The sequence below is a fragment of the Paraburkholderia sp. BCC1876 genome (genome assembly GCF_902833695.1).
Classification (GTDB): Bacteria; Pseudomonadota; Gammaproteobacteria; order Burkholderiales; family Burkholderiaceae; genus Paraburkholderia.
Genome location: NZ_CADFGI010000002.1, coordinates 250,358 through 266,687, shown reverse-complemented (window position 1 = coordinate 266,687; position 16,330 = coordinate 250,358). Strand labels below are relative to the sequence as shown.

General features: G+C 62.8%; 13 protein-coding genes. 8 read left to right on the top strand and 5 right to left on the bottom strand.

Features of this window, described 5'->3' with window-relative positions:
- The first annotated feature begins 344 nt into the window (after positions 1-344).
- A complete protein-coding gene (locus HWY05_RS07635) occupies positions 345-2,549 on the top strand; it encodes an OsmC domain/YcaO domain-containing protein (protein ID WP_176057950.1) in 2,205 nt (734 codons plus the stop codon).
- A 135-nt stretch (positions 2,550-2,684) separates the two neighbouring features.
- Here the strand turns inward: HWY05_RS07635 and HWY05_RS07630 are convergent, their stop codons facing one another.
- Both HWY05_RS07630 and HWY05_RS07625 read right to left on the bottom strand, forming a co-directional pair.
- Positions 2,685-3,287, bottom strand: a complete 603-nt coding sequence (locus tag HWY05_RS07630) for an NADPH-dependent F420 reductase (RefSeq protein ID WP_176057949.1) — start codon at positions 3,285-3,287, stop codon at positions 2,685-2,687.
- Positions 3,288-3,359: 72 nt separating this feature from the next.
- Positions 3,360-4,094 (bottom strand): SDR family oxidoreductase, encoded by a 735-nt coding sequence (locus HWY05_RS07625; RefSeq protein WP_176057948.1) that lies wholly within the window; start codon positions 4,092-4,094, stop codon positions 3,360-3,362.
- A gap of 187 nt (positions 4,095-4,281) precedes the next feature.
- On the opposite strand from HWY05_RS07625, the gene HWY05_RS07620 reads away from it, so the two are divergent.
- Positions 4,282-5,229, top strand: coding sequence for a LysR family transcriptional regulator (locus tag HWY05_RS07620; protein WP_176057947.1), 948 nt, complete (start codon positions 4,282-4,284; stop codon positions 5,227-5,229).
- Positions 5,230-5,347: 118 nt separating this feature from the next.
- Here HWY05_RS07620 and HWY05_RS07615 read toward each other — a convergent pair whose 3' ends face one another.
- Positions 5,348-6,523 (bottom strand): alpha/beta hydrolase, encoded by a 1,176-nt coding sequence (locus HWY05_RS07615; RefSeq protein ID WP_176057946.1) that lies wholly within the window; start codon positions 6,521-6,523, stop codon positions 5,348-5,350.
- Between the two features lie 521 nt (positions 6,524-7,044).
- On the opposite strand from HWY05_RS07615, the gene glgC reads away from it, so the two are divergent.
- The 5 genes from glgC to HWY05_RS07590 all read left to right on the top strand — a co-directional run bounded on the left by glgC (position 7,045) and on the right by HWY05_RS07590 (position 13,126).
- Complete coding sequence (glgC, locus tag HWY05_RS07610) at positions 7,045-8,310, top strand: glucose-1-phosphate adenylyltransferase (RefSeq protein ID WP_035551161.1); 1,266 nt, start codon at positions 7,045-7,047, stop codon at positions 8,308-8,310.
- 113 nt (positions 8,311-8,423) lie between these two features.
- Entirely contained in the window at positions 8,424-9,884 is a 1,461-nt protein-coding gene (gene glgA, locus HWY05_RS07605; RefSeq protein ID WP_176057945.1) for a glycogen synthase GlgA, read from the top strand.
- A 284-nt stretch (positions 9,885-10,168) separates the two neighbouring features.
- Entirely contained in the window at positions 10,169-11,035 is an 867-nt protein-coding gene (gene pdxY / locus HWY05_RS07600) for a pyridoxal kinase PdxY (protein ID WP_035561912.1), read from the top strand.
- Between the two features lie 125 nt (positions 11,036-11,160).
- Positions 11,161-11,622, top strand: coding sequence for a hypothetical protein (locus HWY05_RS07595; protein WP_035551167.1), 462 nt, complete (start codon positions 11,161-11,163; stop codon positions 11,620-11,622).
- Positions 11,623-11,977: 355 nt separating this feature from the next.
- Positions 11,978-13,126, top strand: a complete 1,149-nt coding sequence (locus HWY05_RS07590) for a branched-chain amino acid ABC transporter substrate-binding protein (RefSeq protein WP_035551170.1) — start codon at positions 11,978-11,980, stop codon at positions 13,124-13,126.
- Positions 13,127-13,208: 82 nt separating this feature from the next.
- Here the strand turns inward: HWY05_RS07590 and HWY05_RS07585 are convergent, their stop codons facing one another.
- Together HWY05_RS07585 and HWY05_RS07580 are read right to left on the bottom strand one after the other, a co-directional pair.
- Positions 13,209-15,083, bottom strand: coding sequence for a DUF3857 domain-containing protein (locus tag HWY05_RS07585; RefSeq protein ID WP_176057944.1), 1,875 nt, complete (start codon positions 15,081-15,083; stop codon positions 13,209-13,211).
- Positions 15,084-15,157: 74 nt separating this feature from the next.
- Positions 15,158-15,823, bottom strand: coding sequence for a hypothetical protein (locus HWY05_RS07580; protein ID WP_176057943.1), 666 nt, complete (start codon positions 15,821-15,823; stop codon positions 15,158-15,160).
- Between the two features lie 352 nt (positions 15,824-16,175).
- On the opposite strand from HWY05_RS07580, the gene HWY05_RS07575 reads away from it, so the two are divergent.
- Positions 16,176-16,313 (top strand): hypothetical protein, encoded by a 138-nt coding sequence (locus tag HWY05_RS07575; RefSeq protein ID WP_176057942.1) that lies wholly within the window; start codon positions 16,176-16,178, stop codon positions 16,311-16,313.
- Positions 16,314-16,330: the final 17 nt, after the last annotated feature.

The window sequence follows — 16,330 nt, the reverse complement described above, 5'->3', positions numbered from 1 at the left end:
CAGAAGAAAGGACCGGTGCAAGGGGTGGCTTCGCCAGACCAGAGGTCAGCCCACGCGGCAAATTGCCAACGGTCTGGACGGCCCGTTTTCAAGTTTATTCAGCCCATCTTTTTTCGGGTCAACTGCATCAGCTCCTCGCGGTTTGCTTCCAGAATGGATCGGGCCGACGTTGAGGAGCGGCGCCTGGCTCGATCCAGGAACGCTTCCGGCAAGAAGTAGTGCGAGAGCGCGTCCATGCGCTTCGCTGCACACCGCGAGCAATGTGAGCGATCTGCAACAGCAACTGGACCGGGTGACGGATAATGGCGGCATCGTCATTTGATGCCCCATTTCAGGATTCCCCCATGGAAATTAAAGTCAACTTCCTCGACAAGCTACGTCTTGAGGCCAAGTTCGATGACTTCACGGTCATAGCCGACCAGCCTATCCGTTATAAGGGCGACGGCTCGGCACCGGGTCCGTTCGATTATTTTCTGGCTTCATCGGCTTTATGCGCCGCTTACTTCGTAAAGCTGTACTGCGTAAATCGTAATATTCCGACGGAAAATATCCGCCTTTCGCAGAATAATATTGTCGATCCGGAAAACCGTTATCGGCAGATTTTCAAGATTCAGGTTGAATTGCCGTCGGATATGTCGGAAGCAGACCGCCGGGGCATTTTGCGCTTTATCGACCGTTGCACCGTGAAGAAAGTCGTTCAAGCCGGACCCGAGTTTGTCATTGAAGAGGTGGAAAACCTCGATGCCGATGCTCAGGCCTTGCTGACGCTGAACCCGGCTTCGGATGTGAGCACCTATATTGCGGGTAAGGATCTGCCGCTGGAGCAAACCATCGCCAATATGTCCGGCCTGCTGGCGGGCTTGGGCATGAAGATTGAAATTGCTTCGTGGCGCAATATCGTTCCGAATGTGTGGTCGCTGCATATTCGCGATGCGCACTCGCCAATGTGTTTTACCAATGGCAAGGGATCGACCAAAGAAAGTGCGTTGGCGTCGGCGTTGGGCGAGTTTATCGAACGCCTGAACTGTAATCATTTCTATGGTGCTGCATTTTGGGGTGAAGACATCGCCAATGCGGCATTTGTCCATTACCCGAACGAACGCTGGTTCAAGCCCGGCCGCAAAGATGCGCTACCGGCTGAAATTCTGGATGAGTATTGCCGGGAAATTTATAATCCCGACGGCGAATTGCGTGGCTCGCATCTGTACGACACCAACTCCGGCAATGTGGAGCGCGGTATCTGTTCGCTGCCGTTTGTGCGGCAGTCGGACGGCGAAGTGGTGTACTTCCCGTCCAACCTGATCGAGAACCTGTACGTCAGCAATGGCATGAGTGCCGGTAATACGCTGGCCGAAGCGCAGGTGCAATGTCTGTCCGAAATTTTCGAACGGGCAGTGAAGCGTGAAATTCTGGAAGGTGAAATCGCACTGCCGGATGTGCCGCAGGAAGTGCTGGCGAAATACCCCGGCATTCTGGCCGGGATCAAGGGCCTGGAAGAGCAAGGTTTCCCTGTGCTGGTGAAGGACGCGTCGCTGGGCGGGGTCTACCCGCTGATGTGCGTCACGTTGATGAACCCGCGCACAGGCGGTGTGTTTGCGTCGTTCGGCGCTCACCCGAGCTTCGAGGTGGCGCTGGAACGGAGTTTGACGGAGTTGCTACAGGGGCGCAGTTTTGAAGGCCTGAACGATTTGCCTCAGCCCACCTTCGTCAGTAACGCGGTGACTGAACCGAACAACTTTGTTGAGCACTTCATCGATTCGAGCGGTGTCGTGTCGTGGCGCTTTTTCAGCGCCAAGGCGAATTTCGAGTTCGTCGAATGGGATTTCTCCGGTCAAGGTGAAAACTCCAATGCCGAGGAAGCGGCGACCTTGTTCGGCATTCTCGAAGAGATGGGCAAGGAAGTGTATTCGGCGGTGTATGACCAGTTGGGCGCCGTCGCCTGCCGGATTCTGGTGCCGGGTTATTCCGAGGTTTATCCGGTAGACGATTTGATCTGGGATAACACGAACAAGTCGCTATTGTTCCGCGCCGATATCTTGAACCTGCATCGTCTGGACGATGCCGCCCTGGCCGCCATGCTTGAGCGGATGGAAAACAGCGAGCTGGATGAGTACTCCGATATCGCCACGTTGATCGGCATCGAGTTTGACGAGAATACCGACTGGGGGCAGCTAACCGTTATCGAGTTGAAGCTGCTTATCAATCTCGCCTTGCAGCAATTCGAGGCAGCGCAAGAACTGGTGGGCGCCTTCCTGCAGTACAACGACAACACGGTCGAGCGCGGATTGTTTTACCAGGCGTTGAACGTGGTGCTGGAGGTGATGCTTGACGACGAGCTCGAGATGGACGACTACGAGGTCAACTTCCGTCGGATGTTTGGTGACGCCCGGATGGACGCGGTAATGGGTTCGGTGGACGGCAGCGTGCGGTTCTACGGTTTGACGCCGACGAGTATGAAACTGGAGGGGCTCGATCGGCACCATCGGCTGATCGACAGTTATAAAAAGCTGCATACGGCGCGGGCCAATGCGGCGGGTGCGGGGAAGTAAGTTGAGAGTGGGGGATGAACGCGATAATCCGGTTCATCCCCTGCTCAAAATGTGAAACGCCTGCGGGCCCTGCGTCTGCATGCATCGACGAAGGGCCTTGGGCAAGATCGCGTCGAAGTTAGCGATCAAGATTCATCAGTCGAACTTGACCAGGTCCTTGAAGATCAGGTGACCCCAGCTATTTCCACGACCGTGCACTAGCAGTCCGCCTTCCGAAAGCCCGCCGAGTTTGATCGGCGCGAAACCGAGATTTTCCGCAAGCGTACCGATCTCCGCTGCGGCGCCGTCATCGTCGCTCGCCAGGAACACGACTCGCCTGCCGCCATGCACAGCCGGATCCTGACCAAGGACGGTCGCGCCCAAATGATTGAAGCCCTTAACCAGTCTGGCGCCAGTGAAGGCCTGCGCGACGGCCCTGGAAGAAGGTTGCCCCTCCAGCAGTTCCTCAGGGGGCACGCCGTAGGCATTGGTCACATCGACGATGGTCTTGCCCTTCCAGGTGGGCAGCGCCTTCGCGACATCCCGGTGTGACTCGAAACGGACAGCCAGAAAGACGACGTCCGCCTTGACCGCTTCCGCCAGTTTTTTGGGAATGATCCCGGGTCCGATCGCGGCCGCGGCGGATGCAAAGCTTTCCGGGTCGCGAGTCGTTGCAACGGATACTTCGATGCCGCTTCGGGCAAACGCCTTGGCAAGCGCCTGGCCGATCTTGCCGAAGCCAATAATTGCGTAGCTCATCTATTTTCCTTCGGTTTACCACGCCCTACGGGCTCCAGATATCGAATGGAGTGACTCGCAGGGCGTAGCGGGTCAGAGTTGCGCCAGGCCGCCGTCAACGGCGACTTCGCTGGCGGTCATGAAGCTGCTGTCCGACGACGCGAGAAAGGCAGCCACCGCTGCGATCTCCGCCGGATCGGCCATGCGCTGGAGCGGAGTCATCGAGGCGAAGACCTTCTGACCCTCCTCGCCTAGCGCTTCCTTCGCGAGTTCGGTCGCCGTCGCCCCGGGCGACAGCACGTTCACCCGGATGCCGGTGCCCTTCAGGTCCTCCGCCCAGGTCCGCGCGAGGTTGCGCACTGCCGCTTTGCTCGCGCTGTAGGCGCTCATTGCCGGGGCGCCCGTGGTGCCGGCGCTCGATCCGGTCAGGATGATCGAACCGCCCTTGCCCATCAGCGGCAGCGCCTGCTGGACCGTGAAAATCGTCCCCTTCACATTGGTGTCGAAGGTTTCGTCGATGTGCTCGGCGGTGATCTTGCCGAGCGCAAGCTGGCTTCCCGCCCCGGCGTTGGCGAAGACGATGTCGAGGGTTCCGCGCTCGGCCTTCACCGCCGCGTAGAGTCGGTCGAGGTCGGCCAGATCGGAGACCGAGCCCCGCACCGCGCGGACATTGGGCCCGAGGTCGGCGACAGCGGCGTCGAGCGCTTCCTGCCGTCGGCCGAAGATGAAGACGAAGGCGCCCTCCTCGATGAAGCGCTTAGCCGCGGCGCGGCCGATACCGGTAGCGCCACCCGTGACCACGGCGGTCTTTCCATTCAGTCTGTTCATGTCATGCATCCTTCGTTGGAGTTGTGCGGAAGCAGGGAACGGTATTCATGAACCACCTGAACACCGGGAACCCGAACCCCTTAACTGTGAGTGCCGAAACAAAAGCGACAAACACGATTCTGAAGGTCTTGATTCATGAAGCCAATTGACTAAATATCTATGGCAGCCATCTACTCTTTGGATACGTATGCTCGATAACGTCACCATCAATCAACTTCGGGCCTTCGTTGCCGTGTGTGACCAGGGAAGCTTTTCTGGCGCTGCACGGGAGCTGAGGCGTGCACAGTCGGCGATCAGTCACGCGATCAGCGCGCTCGAGAGTGGCTTCGATGTAGTGCTGTTCGAGCGCAACGCTCGCAAAGCGACGCTGACGGCCGCAGGCCGCAGCCTCCTGCCCGATGCTCGTGGGGTGATCTCACGCACCGAGGAAATGAAGATGCGCGCGGTGGCGATTGCTGAAGCCGGGGTGCCGCAAGTCTCGATTGCGGTGGATACCTATTTTCCGCGCGCACACCTGATTGAATGCCTGCGTAGCCTGCAGGCGGACTTTCCAACTGCTGCAATCAATCTGCGCATGACGACCATGCAAGGTGGCGAGCGTCTGGTTCTGGAAGGCACCTGTGCACTGGCGGTGACGATCACCGACGTGCCGGAGCTGAGCCCGGGGACCATAGAAAGGCAGCATTTATGTGAAGCGCACATGGTGACCGTCTGCGCGTCATCGCATCCGCTGGCCGCAATCGCGGGGCCGATCTCGCGCGAGGAATTTGGCCGGCACATCCAGCTCGTCGTCACCGACAATCAGCCCGATGCCGAAAAGACGCAACAGGGGGTCGCCGGTGAACGCCAGTGGCTGGTGAATGACCTCGGCGCAAAGCACGATTTGCTCAGGGGAAGCTTATGCTGGGGGCACATGCCGCATCATCTGGTTGCGGAAGACCTCGCGAATGGAACACTGGTCGAACTCCAACGGCGCGCATGGCACATGCGCCCCCTCACGTTCATGATCTCGCAGCGGCGCGGATACTCGTTGTCCGAATGTGAGACATGGCTGGTCGAGCTCCTTGGTAATCGGCATCGCTTCTCGAAAGGTTCAGACAAGCGCTCCGTGTCACGCAAAGGGAAAAAAGCGTGAAGGTCTGCCGCTCCTCGATGGGTCGCCTTGTGGCCAACTACAGCCTCACCCCAGTCAGTTTCGCGCAACGATGAACGACGTGGCCGCCCCCCCGCGCCACACAAACCCGCCCAAACGCCTACCGATTCCCCGGCACCGCCGCCATCCCATCCAGCAGCGCCTTATGAAACGCCTGCGGATCCTGCATCTGCGGCGCGTGTCCCAACTCCGCGAACTCGACCAGCGTCGCATGCGGAATCGCCTTCGCCGCCGCCCTGCCCAGTTCCGGATAATGGCCAAGCTTCGCGCGCACGTCAGGGGGCGCGGCATCCTTGCCAATCGCGGTCGTGTCTTTCTGCCCGATCAGCAACAGCGTCGGCATACTCAACTGCCCCAACTCGTACACCACCGGCTGCGTGTAAATCATGTCGTACAACAAAGCCGAATTCCACGCGACGATCTGCTTACCCGGCCCCCGATACATACCCGCCAGCATCTGCACCCACGGCTCGTAATCGGCGCGCCAATGCCCCGCGTAATAAGTGGACTGCTCGTAGCGGCGAATGCCGTCGGCGGTCGTTTTCAGCTCGCGCTCGTACCACTGATCCACCGACAGCGACGGCACGCCCTTCGCCTTCCAGTCCTCCAGCCCGATCGGGTTCACCAGCACCAGCTGCTGCGTCTCGCGCGGATACATCAGCGCATAGCGAATCGCCAGCATGCCGCCGGTCGAATGACCGATCACGGTCGCGTCGCTGACGCCAAGCGAGGCCAGCAGCGCATGCGTATTGCGCGCGAGTTGCTGGAAGCTGTACTGGTAACGCTCGGGCTTGCTCGATTTGCAGAAGCCGATCTGGTCCGGCGCGATCACGCGATAACCGGCGTCGCTCAGGCGCCGGATCGTCGCGTCCCACGTCGCCGCGCAAAAGTTCTTGCCGTGCAGCAAGACCGCCGTACGGCCGTTCGGATTGGCCGGCTTGATATCCATGTACGCCATATGCAACGCCACGCCTTGCGACGTGAAGTCGAATTGCTCGACCGGCGCGGGATAGTTGAAGCCCTGAAGCTCGGGACCGTAGGCGGGACCGGCGTTGTCGGCGGCGATGGAGGCGGCGGCCGCCGCGCCCGCGACCGGGCTGGCTTGAACACCCTGAACGGCCTGAGCCGGCGCCGCGGCAGCGCCTGGGGCGTCGGCGGCGCTGGCCGTCGCGGCGGTCGAAGCGCTCGAACCCGTCGAAGCAGCCAACACGGCGGGCGCAACCGTCAACGCACAAACGCCCAACATCGCGAGCAGGGAACGGCGGCGAAAACTCATCGGGATATTTTGCAAACTGAAAGTAACGGGAAGCATCGCGATCGAAGCCTCGGGCAAGCCGCCCACTGAACCGCGGCCGGAAGCGCACGATTCTACGACGCACCACCCAAACTCTGCTGCCGCGCGCGCAGGCTTCGGGCGGCGGCAAGCGAGGCAACACGCGACGCACACCCGGATGGCACGCATATTGCGCAACGCCACCTCACGCTCTATGTGTCGTGCCGCACGGAGTCGCCTCGTGCAAGGGTTGATCGTGCGCAACAGGGTCAGGTGGCAACCCTCCGCACAATTCAAACTACTCGCTCGCGGCCAATCGGTGCTAGAACTACCAGACGGGTCCGCGAAGACGGGCGCCGCCTGGCAGCACGAATCATCAGCGGAGAGAACCAGCGACCAATCATCCGGGACATACTAACCAGCAACCATCTTGCAAACGACCGGAACGAGCGTGACGACCCGAGTAAGCGCCAAAGCGCGAACCCGGGCCGCCGCGCCAGACCCGGTCGACAAAGGAGACAGACATGGACACTCCGGCACGGCTGAATGATCTGCAACGCACCACCCTCGCCATCGTCCTCGCGGGCGGACGGGGCACGCGGCTCGGGCCGCTCACCAATAAACGCGTCAAGCCGGCGGTGCACTTCGGCGGCAAATACCGGATCATCGACTTCGCGCTGTCCAACTGTCTGAACTCCGGCATCCGCCGCATCGCGGTGGTCACGCAATACAAGGCGCACTCGCTGCTGCGCCATCTGCAGCGCGGCTGGAGCTTCCTGCGCGGCGAATTCGGCGAATTCATCGACCTGTGGCCGGCCCAGCAACGCGTGGAAGGCGCGCACTGGTATCGCGGCACGGCGGACGCCGTGTTCCAGAACCTCGACATCATCCGCTCGATCCGGCCGAAGTACGTGGTGGTGCTGGCCGGCGACCACATCTACAAGATGGACTACACGCGCATGATCGCCGACCACGCGGAAAGCGGCGCGGATTGCACGGTCGGCTGTATCGAGGTGCCGCGCATGGACGCGGTGGCCTTCGGCGTGATGGCCGTGGACGAAAACCGCCGCGTGACCGGCTTCGTCGAAAAGCCCGCCGACCCGCCCGCCATGCCCGGCCGGCCGGACATCGCGCTCGCCAGCATGGGCATCTACGTGTTCAACGCGGATTATCTGTACTCGCTGCTCGAAGAGAACATCTCCAGCATCGAAACGGATCACGACTTCGGCAAGGACATCCTGCCGCGCGTCGTCACGCAAGGCACGGCGATCGCGCATCCGTTCAGCATGTCGTGCGTGTCGTCGGACCCGAACGTCGAGCCGTACTGGCGCGACGTCGGCACAATCGACGCCTACTGGGCCGCCAATCTCGACCTCGCCTCCACGATCCCGACGCTCGATCTGTACGACCGTAGCTGGCCGATCTGGACGTATCAGGAACAGTTGCCGCCCGCCAAGTTCGTGCGCGACATGAAGGGGCTGCAAGGCACGGGCAACAATCTGCTGGTGTGCGGCGGGTGCGTGATTTCCGGGTCGCAGATTTCGCGCTCGGTGTTGTCGTCGAATGTCAAAGTGAGTTCATTCTGTAACATCAGTGAGGCAGTCTTGTTGCCACAGGTGACCGTCGGCGCGAGTTGCCGGCTGCAGAAGGTGGTGATCGACCGCGGTTGCGCGATTCCGGACGGCACGGTGATCGGCGAAGATCCCGCGAGCGACGCCGAACGCTTCTACCGTACCGACGACGGCGTCGTGCTGGTCACGCCCGAGGCGCTGCGGCAGAAGGTGAAGTAAGGCCGCCGGGGTCGCCGACGGCGGCCCCTGAGGTGCCCCTTGTGCGCCTAAGTTGCCCCTGAGCCGACAGAACCGACTGACCGCATTCCCTCATCGCAACGAGACAAAGGCCTATGACGATACGCGCCCTGCACGTCGCAAGCGAGCTGTATCCCCTCCTCAAAACGGGCGGTCTCGCCGACGTCGCGGGCGCGTTGCCGCCCGCGCTGATCGAGCGCGGCGCCGATGTGCGGGTGCTGCTGCCGGGCTTTCCGGCGGTCGTCGCCGGCCTTACCGACCTGCAACCGGTCGCGCGCCTGGGCCGCCGTTTCGACGCGCCGGACGTGACGCTCGAACGCGGCACCCTGCCCTCGAACGGCCTGATCGTCTACGTGATCCGCGCCGGCACGCTGTACGACCGGCCCGGCAACCCGTATCTGAACGACGAACACGTGCCGTACGGCGACAACGCGCTGCGCTTCGCGCTGCTCGGCTGGGTCGCCGCGCAACTGGCGCAGCGCCTCGACCCGGCATGGACGCCGCAGATCATCCACGCGCACGACTGGCATGCGGGGCTCGCGCCCGCCTATCTGAAAGCAGCGGAACGCCAGTCGGGCCGGCCGCTTGCGCGTTGCGTGTTCACCGTGCACAACCTTGCGTATCAGGGCGTGTTTCCGGCGCAGCAGTTCGCTCAACTCGGTTTGCCGGACGATTTTTTCACGATGCACGGCATCGAGTTTTACGGGCAGTTGTCGTTCCTCAAAGCCGGGCTTTACTACACCGACCGCATCACGACCGTCAGTCCGACTTACGCTCGCGAGATCCAGACGCTGGCTCAGGGCGGCGGTCTGGACGGACTGCTGCGCCATCGCTCGCACGATCTGAGCGGGATTCTGAACGGCGTCGACTACGACGTGTGGAACCCCGCCAGCGACACCCTGCTCGACTCGCACTACAACGCCACGCGCCTCGCCGGCAAGCTGGCGTGCAAGGAAGCGCTGCAGAAGCGCTTCGGCCTCGCGCAGAAAAGCGACGCGCTGCTGTTCGGCGTGGTGAGCCGGCTCACCGAACAGAAAGGCCTCGATCTGCTGCTCGAAGCGGTGCCGGAAATTGTCAAACGCGGCGGCCAACTGGTGGTGTTCGGCACCGGCGACCCGGCGCTCGAAAACGGCCTGAAACGGGCCGCGCACGCGCATCCGGAATCGGTCGCGGTGGAACTCGGCTTCGACGAAACGCTCGCGCATACGATCGTCGCGGGCAGCGACGTGATCGCGGTGCCGTCGCGTTTCGAGCCCTGCGGGTTGACCCAGCTCTACGCGCTGGCCTATGGCTCGCTGCCGCTGGTGCACTGCGTGGGCGGACTCGCGGACACGGTGGTCGACGCATCGCTCGAAAATCTCGCCGACGACCTCGCCACCGGTTTCGTGTTCGAACGGTTCGAGCCGAAAGGCATTGGCAGCGCGATCCGCCGTGCCTTCGCGCTGTACGACCGCCGCACCGAATGGAAGGCAACGCAGCGGCGCGCCATGCGCCAGGACTTCGGTTGGGGAGCGTCGGCCGAGCGCTATCTGGCGTTGTATCGCGAGCTCACCTGAGCGGACTTCGGCACGCGCGCCAGGTTGGTGCGCTGGCAGCCGCGGTTGCGCGCGCTTCGATAACCTGCCGTCCGTCTGATGGTTCGACGCAACACCACAGGGCCGGATCAACTCGCGCGCGGCAAACTCCTGTATTGTTGCCTGACCCTGCAGGGCGTGCATTTTTCTTGCATGATCTGAAGCAAACCCGCCGCATGAGGCGTCCGGCTCCTGCCGGATCACGCCAACGCGGCGCACCTTCCCGTTTCCATTAATCGCGCATGACCGCTTGCGCGGGCTACACCATGACGAAAAACGTTCTGAGCATTCAGTCCCATGTCGTGTTCGGGCACGCCGGCAACAGCGCGGCCGAATTCCCGATGCGCCGGCTCGGCGTCAACGTCTGGCCGCTCAATACCGTGCAGTTCTCGAACCACACGCAATACGGCCATTGGACCGGCGGTGCGATCGAGGCCGCGCAAATGGAAGAGCTGGTCGAAGGCATCGGCGCGATCGGCATGCTGCCGCGTTGCGACGCGGTGCTGTCCGGCTATCTCGGCACGCCGGAGCAGGCGCAGTCGGTGCTGGAAATCGTCAAGGCGGTGAAGGCTGCCAATCCGCGCGCCTGGTACTTCTGCGATCCGGTGATGGGCGCCGCGAGCGGCTGCAAGGTCGAGCCGGGCATCCAGGAGTTTCTGGTCCGCACCATGCCGGAAATGGCCGACGCGATGGCGCCGAATCATACCGAGCTGCAACGTCTCGCGGGTCGCGAGATCGAGACGCTCGAAGAAGCGGTGACCGCCTGCCGCGAACTGATCGCGCGTGGGCCGAAGCTGATACTGGTCAAGCATCTGCTCGATCGCAACAGCCCGGCGGACCGCTTCAACATGCTGGTCGTCACCGAGCGCGAGGCGTGGATGGGCCAGCGCCCGCTCTACCCGTTCGCGCGTCAACCGGTCGGCGTCGGCGATCTGACGAGCGCGGTGTTCGTCGCGCGCACGCTGCTAGGCGATTCGATTCGCGCGGCGTTCGAACATACGCTGGCCGCCGTGAACGCGGTGGTCAAGGCGACCTGGCAAGCCGGGCGCTACGAGCTGGAACTGGTGGCCGCGCAGAACGAAATCGCGCAGCCGCGCGAGTGGTTCGATGCGTGGGTGGCGGACAGCGCTTAAGCCGCCGCGCGGCATCTCACGTCCGCTCACGTCCTATAATGCTTGCCGCGTGGACGAGGCATCGCAGCATGCCCTCGCCCATCCGCCACTTTTCAGGCATCAAGCATTCAGCAGACGAGGCATCGATGGACGGCTATATCCGCAGCGAGCGGGAAGAATATTTTGAGCAGTTGTGCGTCAGCGTCGACGCCGACGAAACCCACGAACAGGAAGCGATCGAGTTCTTCGAGAACCAGTTCGATCAGGCCGACTTCGATCCCGCGCAGTGGCTCGACATTGCGCTGTACTACTCGCCGGCGGTGGCGCGCGGCATCATCGAAATGGTGACGCCCGACGACCGCGCCCGCAGCAACATCGCCGAAGTGATCGCGGACAACCTCGACATCTCCTACGGCGAAGACGAATGCCAGCAGTTCGCCGAGACCATCGAGTTCGCGCTGAACAACGGCGTGCCGGTGGATATCGACCTCGTACTCGACGGCTGCCAGCGCGCGATCGACGACCTCGACACATGGGCCGACGACGACACCAAGGCGCCGCTGCTGCGTCTGCGTGAAGAGTTGCTGCGCCAGCAAGGCGAGCACTAAAAGCATCAAGCCCCACCGCCGGCGCGCTCGCGCCGGCGTCTTAAGCATGTGCCGCAATCCGCACCCATCCGCCCGCGCCGACCGGCCGCCAGCGTATGCGCTGCGGGCCCTGTGCCGAAATGCTCATTCAAAGCGCCTCGAACTGCCAAGACGGCGGCAAATTGGCTTTCTATATTCGCGCCAGATTACCCGGCGTGTGACAGCTACTGCGCGTATTCCAGCATTGTTTATGGCGACCGATCATCCGTAGTCTTGCGATGTGCGCCATGCCTCACCCTGCTTGAGCGCCGATCCAGCGTTACTGCCTTGCCGCTTTCACACACCCTGAAACTGTCGATGGAAGGAGAGAGAGACCATGAGTCTTCGCACTACGCTGAAACCACTCGCATTGATCACTGGCGCCCTGTTCGCACTCGCGCCGCTGGCCAGTTCCGCCGATCAGACGGTGAAGATCGGCTTCGCCGCGCCGATGACGGGCGCCAACGCCGGCTACGGCAAGGATCTGGAAAACGGCGTGAGGCTCGCCATCGAGGAAGCCAACGCGCAGAAGATCAAGATCGGTGACCAGGTCACGCAATTCCAGCTGGTCTCCGAGGACGACCAGGCCGACCCGCGCATCGGCGTGCAGGCCGCGCAGAAGCTGGTCGACTCGGGCGTCTCGGCGGTAGTCGGCCACTTCAATTCGGGCACCACGATTCCGGCCTCGCAGATTTATGAGCAGGCCGGCATTCCGGTGATCGACCCGGCCGCCACCAACCCGATCATCACCGGACGCGGCTTCGCGAACACCTTCATGGTGATTTCCACCGATGCGCAGAACGCCGGCAACGCGGGCGTCTACGCGGTGGAAGTGAGCAAGGCCAAGCGCATCGCGATCGTCGACGACCGGACCGCGTTCGGTCAGGGCGAGGCCGACGAGTTCGAGAAGGCGGTGAAAGCGCACGGCGGCACCATCGTGACGCGCGAGTACACCGACAACAAAGCGGTCGACTTCAGCACGCAGATCACCAAGATCAAATCGACCAATGCCGACCTGGTGTTCTTCGGCGGCCTGGACACGCAGGCGGCCGGCTTCGCGAAGCGGATGAAACAGTTGAGCCTGAACGCGCAACTGGTGGGCGGCGGCGGCGTGATGGACGAGGACTTCATCAAGCTCGCCGGGGATGCCGCAGAAGGCGCTCAGGCGTGGGAATACGGCCGGCCGCTGGCGCAGTTGCCGGGCGGCAAGGACTTCTCCGCGAAGTTCAAGAAGCGCTTCGGGGTGGATATCCTGTCGTACGCACCGTTCGGCTACGACGGCGCGTGGGCCGCGATCAAGGCCATGCAGCAGGCCAAATCGAGCACGCCGAATGTGTATCGTCCGGTGCTGAAGGCGATCGATTTCGACGGCGTGACCGGCAAGATCTCGTTCGACAGCACGGGCGCGTTGAAGAGCGGGTCGTCGACGCTGTATCAGGTCAAGAACGGCGCGTGGGTGCCGATCGTGACGAAGAGCGGCGGTTAAGGCGCGGGTTTGTTTTAGCGACTTGAAGCGGGGTTGGCACGGCGTGGCTTCACGCCGTGCCGACTCCGTGGCGCTAACCGTGCTACTTCGAAGTTGAAGTTGAAGTTGAACTTGCCACCTTGGCCACATGGGTCACCTTGACCACCAGCTCGGCGTCGAGGTCCCGCTCGATCCGCACGAGGTCGTCTTTCATGGCGGCGAATTCATCGGCGGTACACATCTGATGATCGAAGGCGGCTCGCAGTTGCCGCCGGACCTGCAGCACGCGCGTCGATGGATCGAAAATATAGCGGGACGTGAACGTTAAAAACCGGTCCTGCACCGAGGTATCGACCGGCAAATCCGTCACGCGGACAAAGCGCGGCAACCTCATTTCCAGCGTCTCGTCAAACGCGCCACCCAGACAGGCCCACGGTTGCGTTCTCGCCGGCTCCGCCAGCCACGCCTGCACCTGCGAACTCATTCCGCCCGACAGACTCGTCAACGCCGGCACCGCCGTGGTGCCGTCCGACCAGACGAAGTGCGCCACGCTGCCCTGCATCGATGTGGCGAACGGTCCTTGCGTGGCGCTGACGTCGTCCGTGCGTAGCTGCGCCGTGCCGTGCAGGCCCGTCATCAACAGCCGGTTCGCGGCGATCAGTTGCGTGCGCTGCCGCGTCGCTCGCCGGAACGTGTTGCGTTCGAGTTCCGCCGTGTACCCCGTGTCTTCGACGCGGTACGCGTAGTTCGCCGAGCCTTGTTCGTCGACGTCGAGCTGCAGACGCGCGCGGCGCTCGCGCACCTGCGTGGCCGGCGTGCGCGACAGCACGCCGTCGTCGACCAGCAGCACCGGCCGGTCCATCACGCTCGGCGGCAGATAACCGAACGCCACACCGCCCGCCGTCGTATCCGCATACAACGTCAGCTCGGGGATCCACACGATCGCGTGATTGATTGCGCTGCTGCCGTAACCGGGCACGGCCGGCAAGCTGTAGTACGGCCCGAGGTTGAGCAGCACCGCCTCGCTGCGAATACCGACCGCCGCCAGCAACGCGCTGTACAACGCGACGTGGTCCTTGCAGTCGCCGTAACGGTTATGCAGGATGTCGATCGCCTTGTGCGGAATCGCCGCCGTCTCGCCGAGAAACAACGCGACGTAGCGGATATTCAGGCGCATCCAGTCGTAAAGAATGCGGGCTTTGTCGCGCGGATCGACGCTGCCAGCGGTCAGCTGCTGCGCCAGCCGGACGATCGCGGGATCGCTCATGGTGGCGTCGGCGGCGGGCCCGCGATAACGCGCCGCGAAACTCGCGAAGTCCGGCACCGTCGACACCATCAGCCGGTCACCCCAGTTCGCGTAACCCACCGCGCCGGCTTCGAGCGGCGCGTAAGGCCCGTGCCGGTAGTCGAATTCGTAGCGGGTGCGGCCGTTGGTCGTGACCGGCGGCAACGCGGTGTAGCCGCGCGCGTCGGCGTAAAGCGGCACGTCGGCGGGCAGGTCGAAGATCAGGCGTTGCAGGTCGACGGGGTCGCGCGTCGGCTCGACCAGATAGGCGAACGTGCCGGCCTGCAAAGGTTTCGTGCGGGTCTTGCGAAACGCCAGATGCACGCGCGAGCCGGGCTCCACGCCGGGAAAAATCACCGTGCGCAACACGCCGTCCTCGAAACTCGGCGCGCCGGCCGAGCGCGGCTCCTGCACGTCGCGGATCGCTTCCGGGCCGACCGGATGCGCGACGCCGTTCGGGTCGAGCGTTTCGGCGGCCAGCAATTGGACCTGCTCGATGTCCTTGTTGAACCACACATAGCGTTGCGCGATGTCGTCGACGCCGCTCGTCGTATTGGCGCGCAGGATCGTGTCGTCGTGCTCTTCGATGGAGCCGTCTTTCTGGATCGTGAACAGGTGGACGTCGCTCTCCATCGTGGAGGGCGCGCGATCGTCGGCGGATGAAGCGGTGTCGTCGGCAAAGGCGCTGACCATGCACGCGCCGCCTAACGTCAACGTGGCGGCGACGTGAAGACAAACGACGCGGCGCCTGAAGACCCGACCGGCCGTCACTCGCCCTCGCCGATCTGCGCCAGCAACGCCTGCAATCGCTCCACATGCCGGAGCAGCAAATGGCGATGCTTCTCGATCTGCTCCAGCCGCCCCGCAAGATCGGCCTGGATCGGATCGTCGAGATCGGCGGCGGCGATCACGTCCTCCACTTTCGTGCGCAAGGCCGTCAGTTCGACCGGCGCGTGACTCAGATGCCGCTCGAAACGCCGCACGTCCTGAATCGCCAGATCGCGAACCTTGCGAAGATGCAACTGACGCCGATGCGCTTCGGCATCGATCGTTTCCTCCTCGACGCGTTTGGCCGCCGCCGGCTGGCCGAAGATCGGTTCCGGCGGCCGCAGCACGGTCTTTTTCCGCACCGGATGCGCGGTGCCGCGAAAGCGCGCGAGCGGCTGTTCGTTGTCGATCGCTTCGCGCGCGTTGGGTGGAATGTCGTGCTCGTCATGCGGCGCGTTCATCCAGCCGTTCGGCAAACCCGTGACCGCTTCGATGCCGCGCACGAATTCCTCGCTGAATTCGCGCTGGCCGGACAACATCAGTTTCAGATAGCTGGCGGAGAAGGTCATCATGCGCGCGAGACGGGTCGCCGCGCCGACCTCGCGGGTCAACAGCACCAGGTTCGCTCGCCAGACCGGGAGCAGCAATTCGTCGGAATCTTCCATCGCTGGGTCTTCCATCTTATGGCCCGATGTAGGGATGCCGCGCTCGCACGCGTCATCGTTTTGAAAGGGTAGTCGCTGCGCGGCGCGCTGCGCAATCCCTGCGTTACATCGCGCGCCGCGCGGCGTTGCCGAAACTACACGCTACGTCGCGTCATCGCGCTGCGAACCGCCGCAGCTCTCGGATTGCGGCCAACACCGTTATTCATTGACCGAAGGATTCATCGCGCGTTCATACGCCCGGATTCATCGCGCGTTCATACGCCCGTCGCGCTCGGTGTGGCATGCTGACGACTCGCTGCGGCACGCGTCGTGCTGCAGCGATAGCGCCACCACTTGAATTAAGGATTTTGTAATGAAGAAATTTGTCCTCTCCGTTGCCGCCGCCGTCGCAGCTTTGAGCGCGATCGCTCCCGCACAGGCTTACGACCACCATCATCCGGTCTGCCACAAGGTACGCGTCCATCATCATTGGGAAAAACGCTGCCACTAACGGCGTCCGGCGCCCCG

Excerpts from the sequence above, each read along its gene's own strand:
- HWY05_RS07595 (WP_035551167.1), top strand. The coding sequence starts at position 11,161 with ATGGACGGCTATATCCGCAGCGAGCGGGAAGAATATTTTGAGCAGTTG.
- glgC (WP_035551161.1), top strand. The coding sequence starts at position 7,045 with ATGGACACTCCGGCACGGCTGAATGATCTGCAACGCACCACCCTCGCC.
- glgA (WP_176057945.1), top strand. The coding sequence starts at position 8,424 with ATGACGATACGCGCCCTGCACGTCGCAAGCGAGCTGTATCCCCTCCTC.
- HWY05_RS07615 (WP_176057946.1), bottom strand. The coding sequence starts at position 6,523 with ATGAGTTTTCGCCGCCGTTCCCTGCTCGCGATGTTGGGCGTTTGTGCG.
- HWY05_RS07625 (WP_176057948.1), bottom strand. The coding sequence starts at position 4,094 with ATGAACAGACTGAATGGAAAGACCGCCGTGGTCACGGGTGGCGCTACC.
- pdxY (WP_035561912.1), top strand. The coding sequence starts at position 10,169 with ATGACGAAAAACGTTCTGAGCATTCAGTCCCATGTCGTGTTCGGGCAC.
- HWY05_RS07585 (WP_176057944.1), bottom strand. The coding sequence starts at position 15,083 with ATGGTCAGCGCCTTTGCCGACGACACCGCTTCATCCGCCGACGATCGC.
- HWY05_RS07575 (WP_176057942.1), top strand. The coding sequence starts at position 16,176 with ATGAAGAAATTTGTCCTCTCCGTTGCCGCCGCCGTCGCAGCTTTGAGC.
- HWY05_RS07635 (WP_176057950.1), top strand. The coding sequence starts at position 345 with ATGGAAATTAAAGTCAACTTCCTCGACAAGCTACGTCTTGAGGCCAAG.
- HWY05_RS07620 (WP_176057947.1), top strand. The coding sequence starts at position 4,282 with ATGCTCGATAACGTCACCATCAATCAACTTCGGGCCTTCGTTGCCGTG.
- HWY05_RS07630 (WP_176057949.1), bottom strand. The coding sequence starts at position 3,287 with ATGAGCTACGCAATTATTGGCTTCGGCAAGATCGGCCAGGCGCTTGCC.
- HWY05_RS07590 (WP_035551170.1), top strand. The coding sequence starts at position 11,978 with ATGAGTCTTCGCACTACGCTGAAACCACTCGCATTGATCACTGGCGCC.
- HWY05_RS07580 (WP_176057943.1), bottom strand. The coding sequence starts at position 15,823 with ATGGAAGATTCCGACGAATTGCTGCTCCCGGTCTGGCGAGCGAACCTG.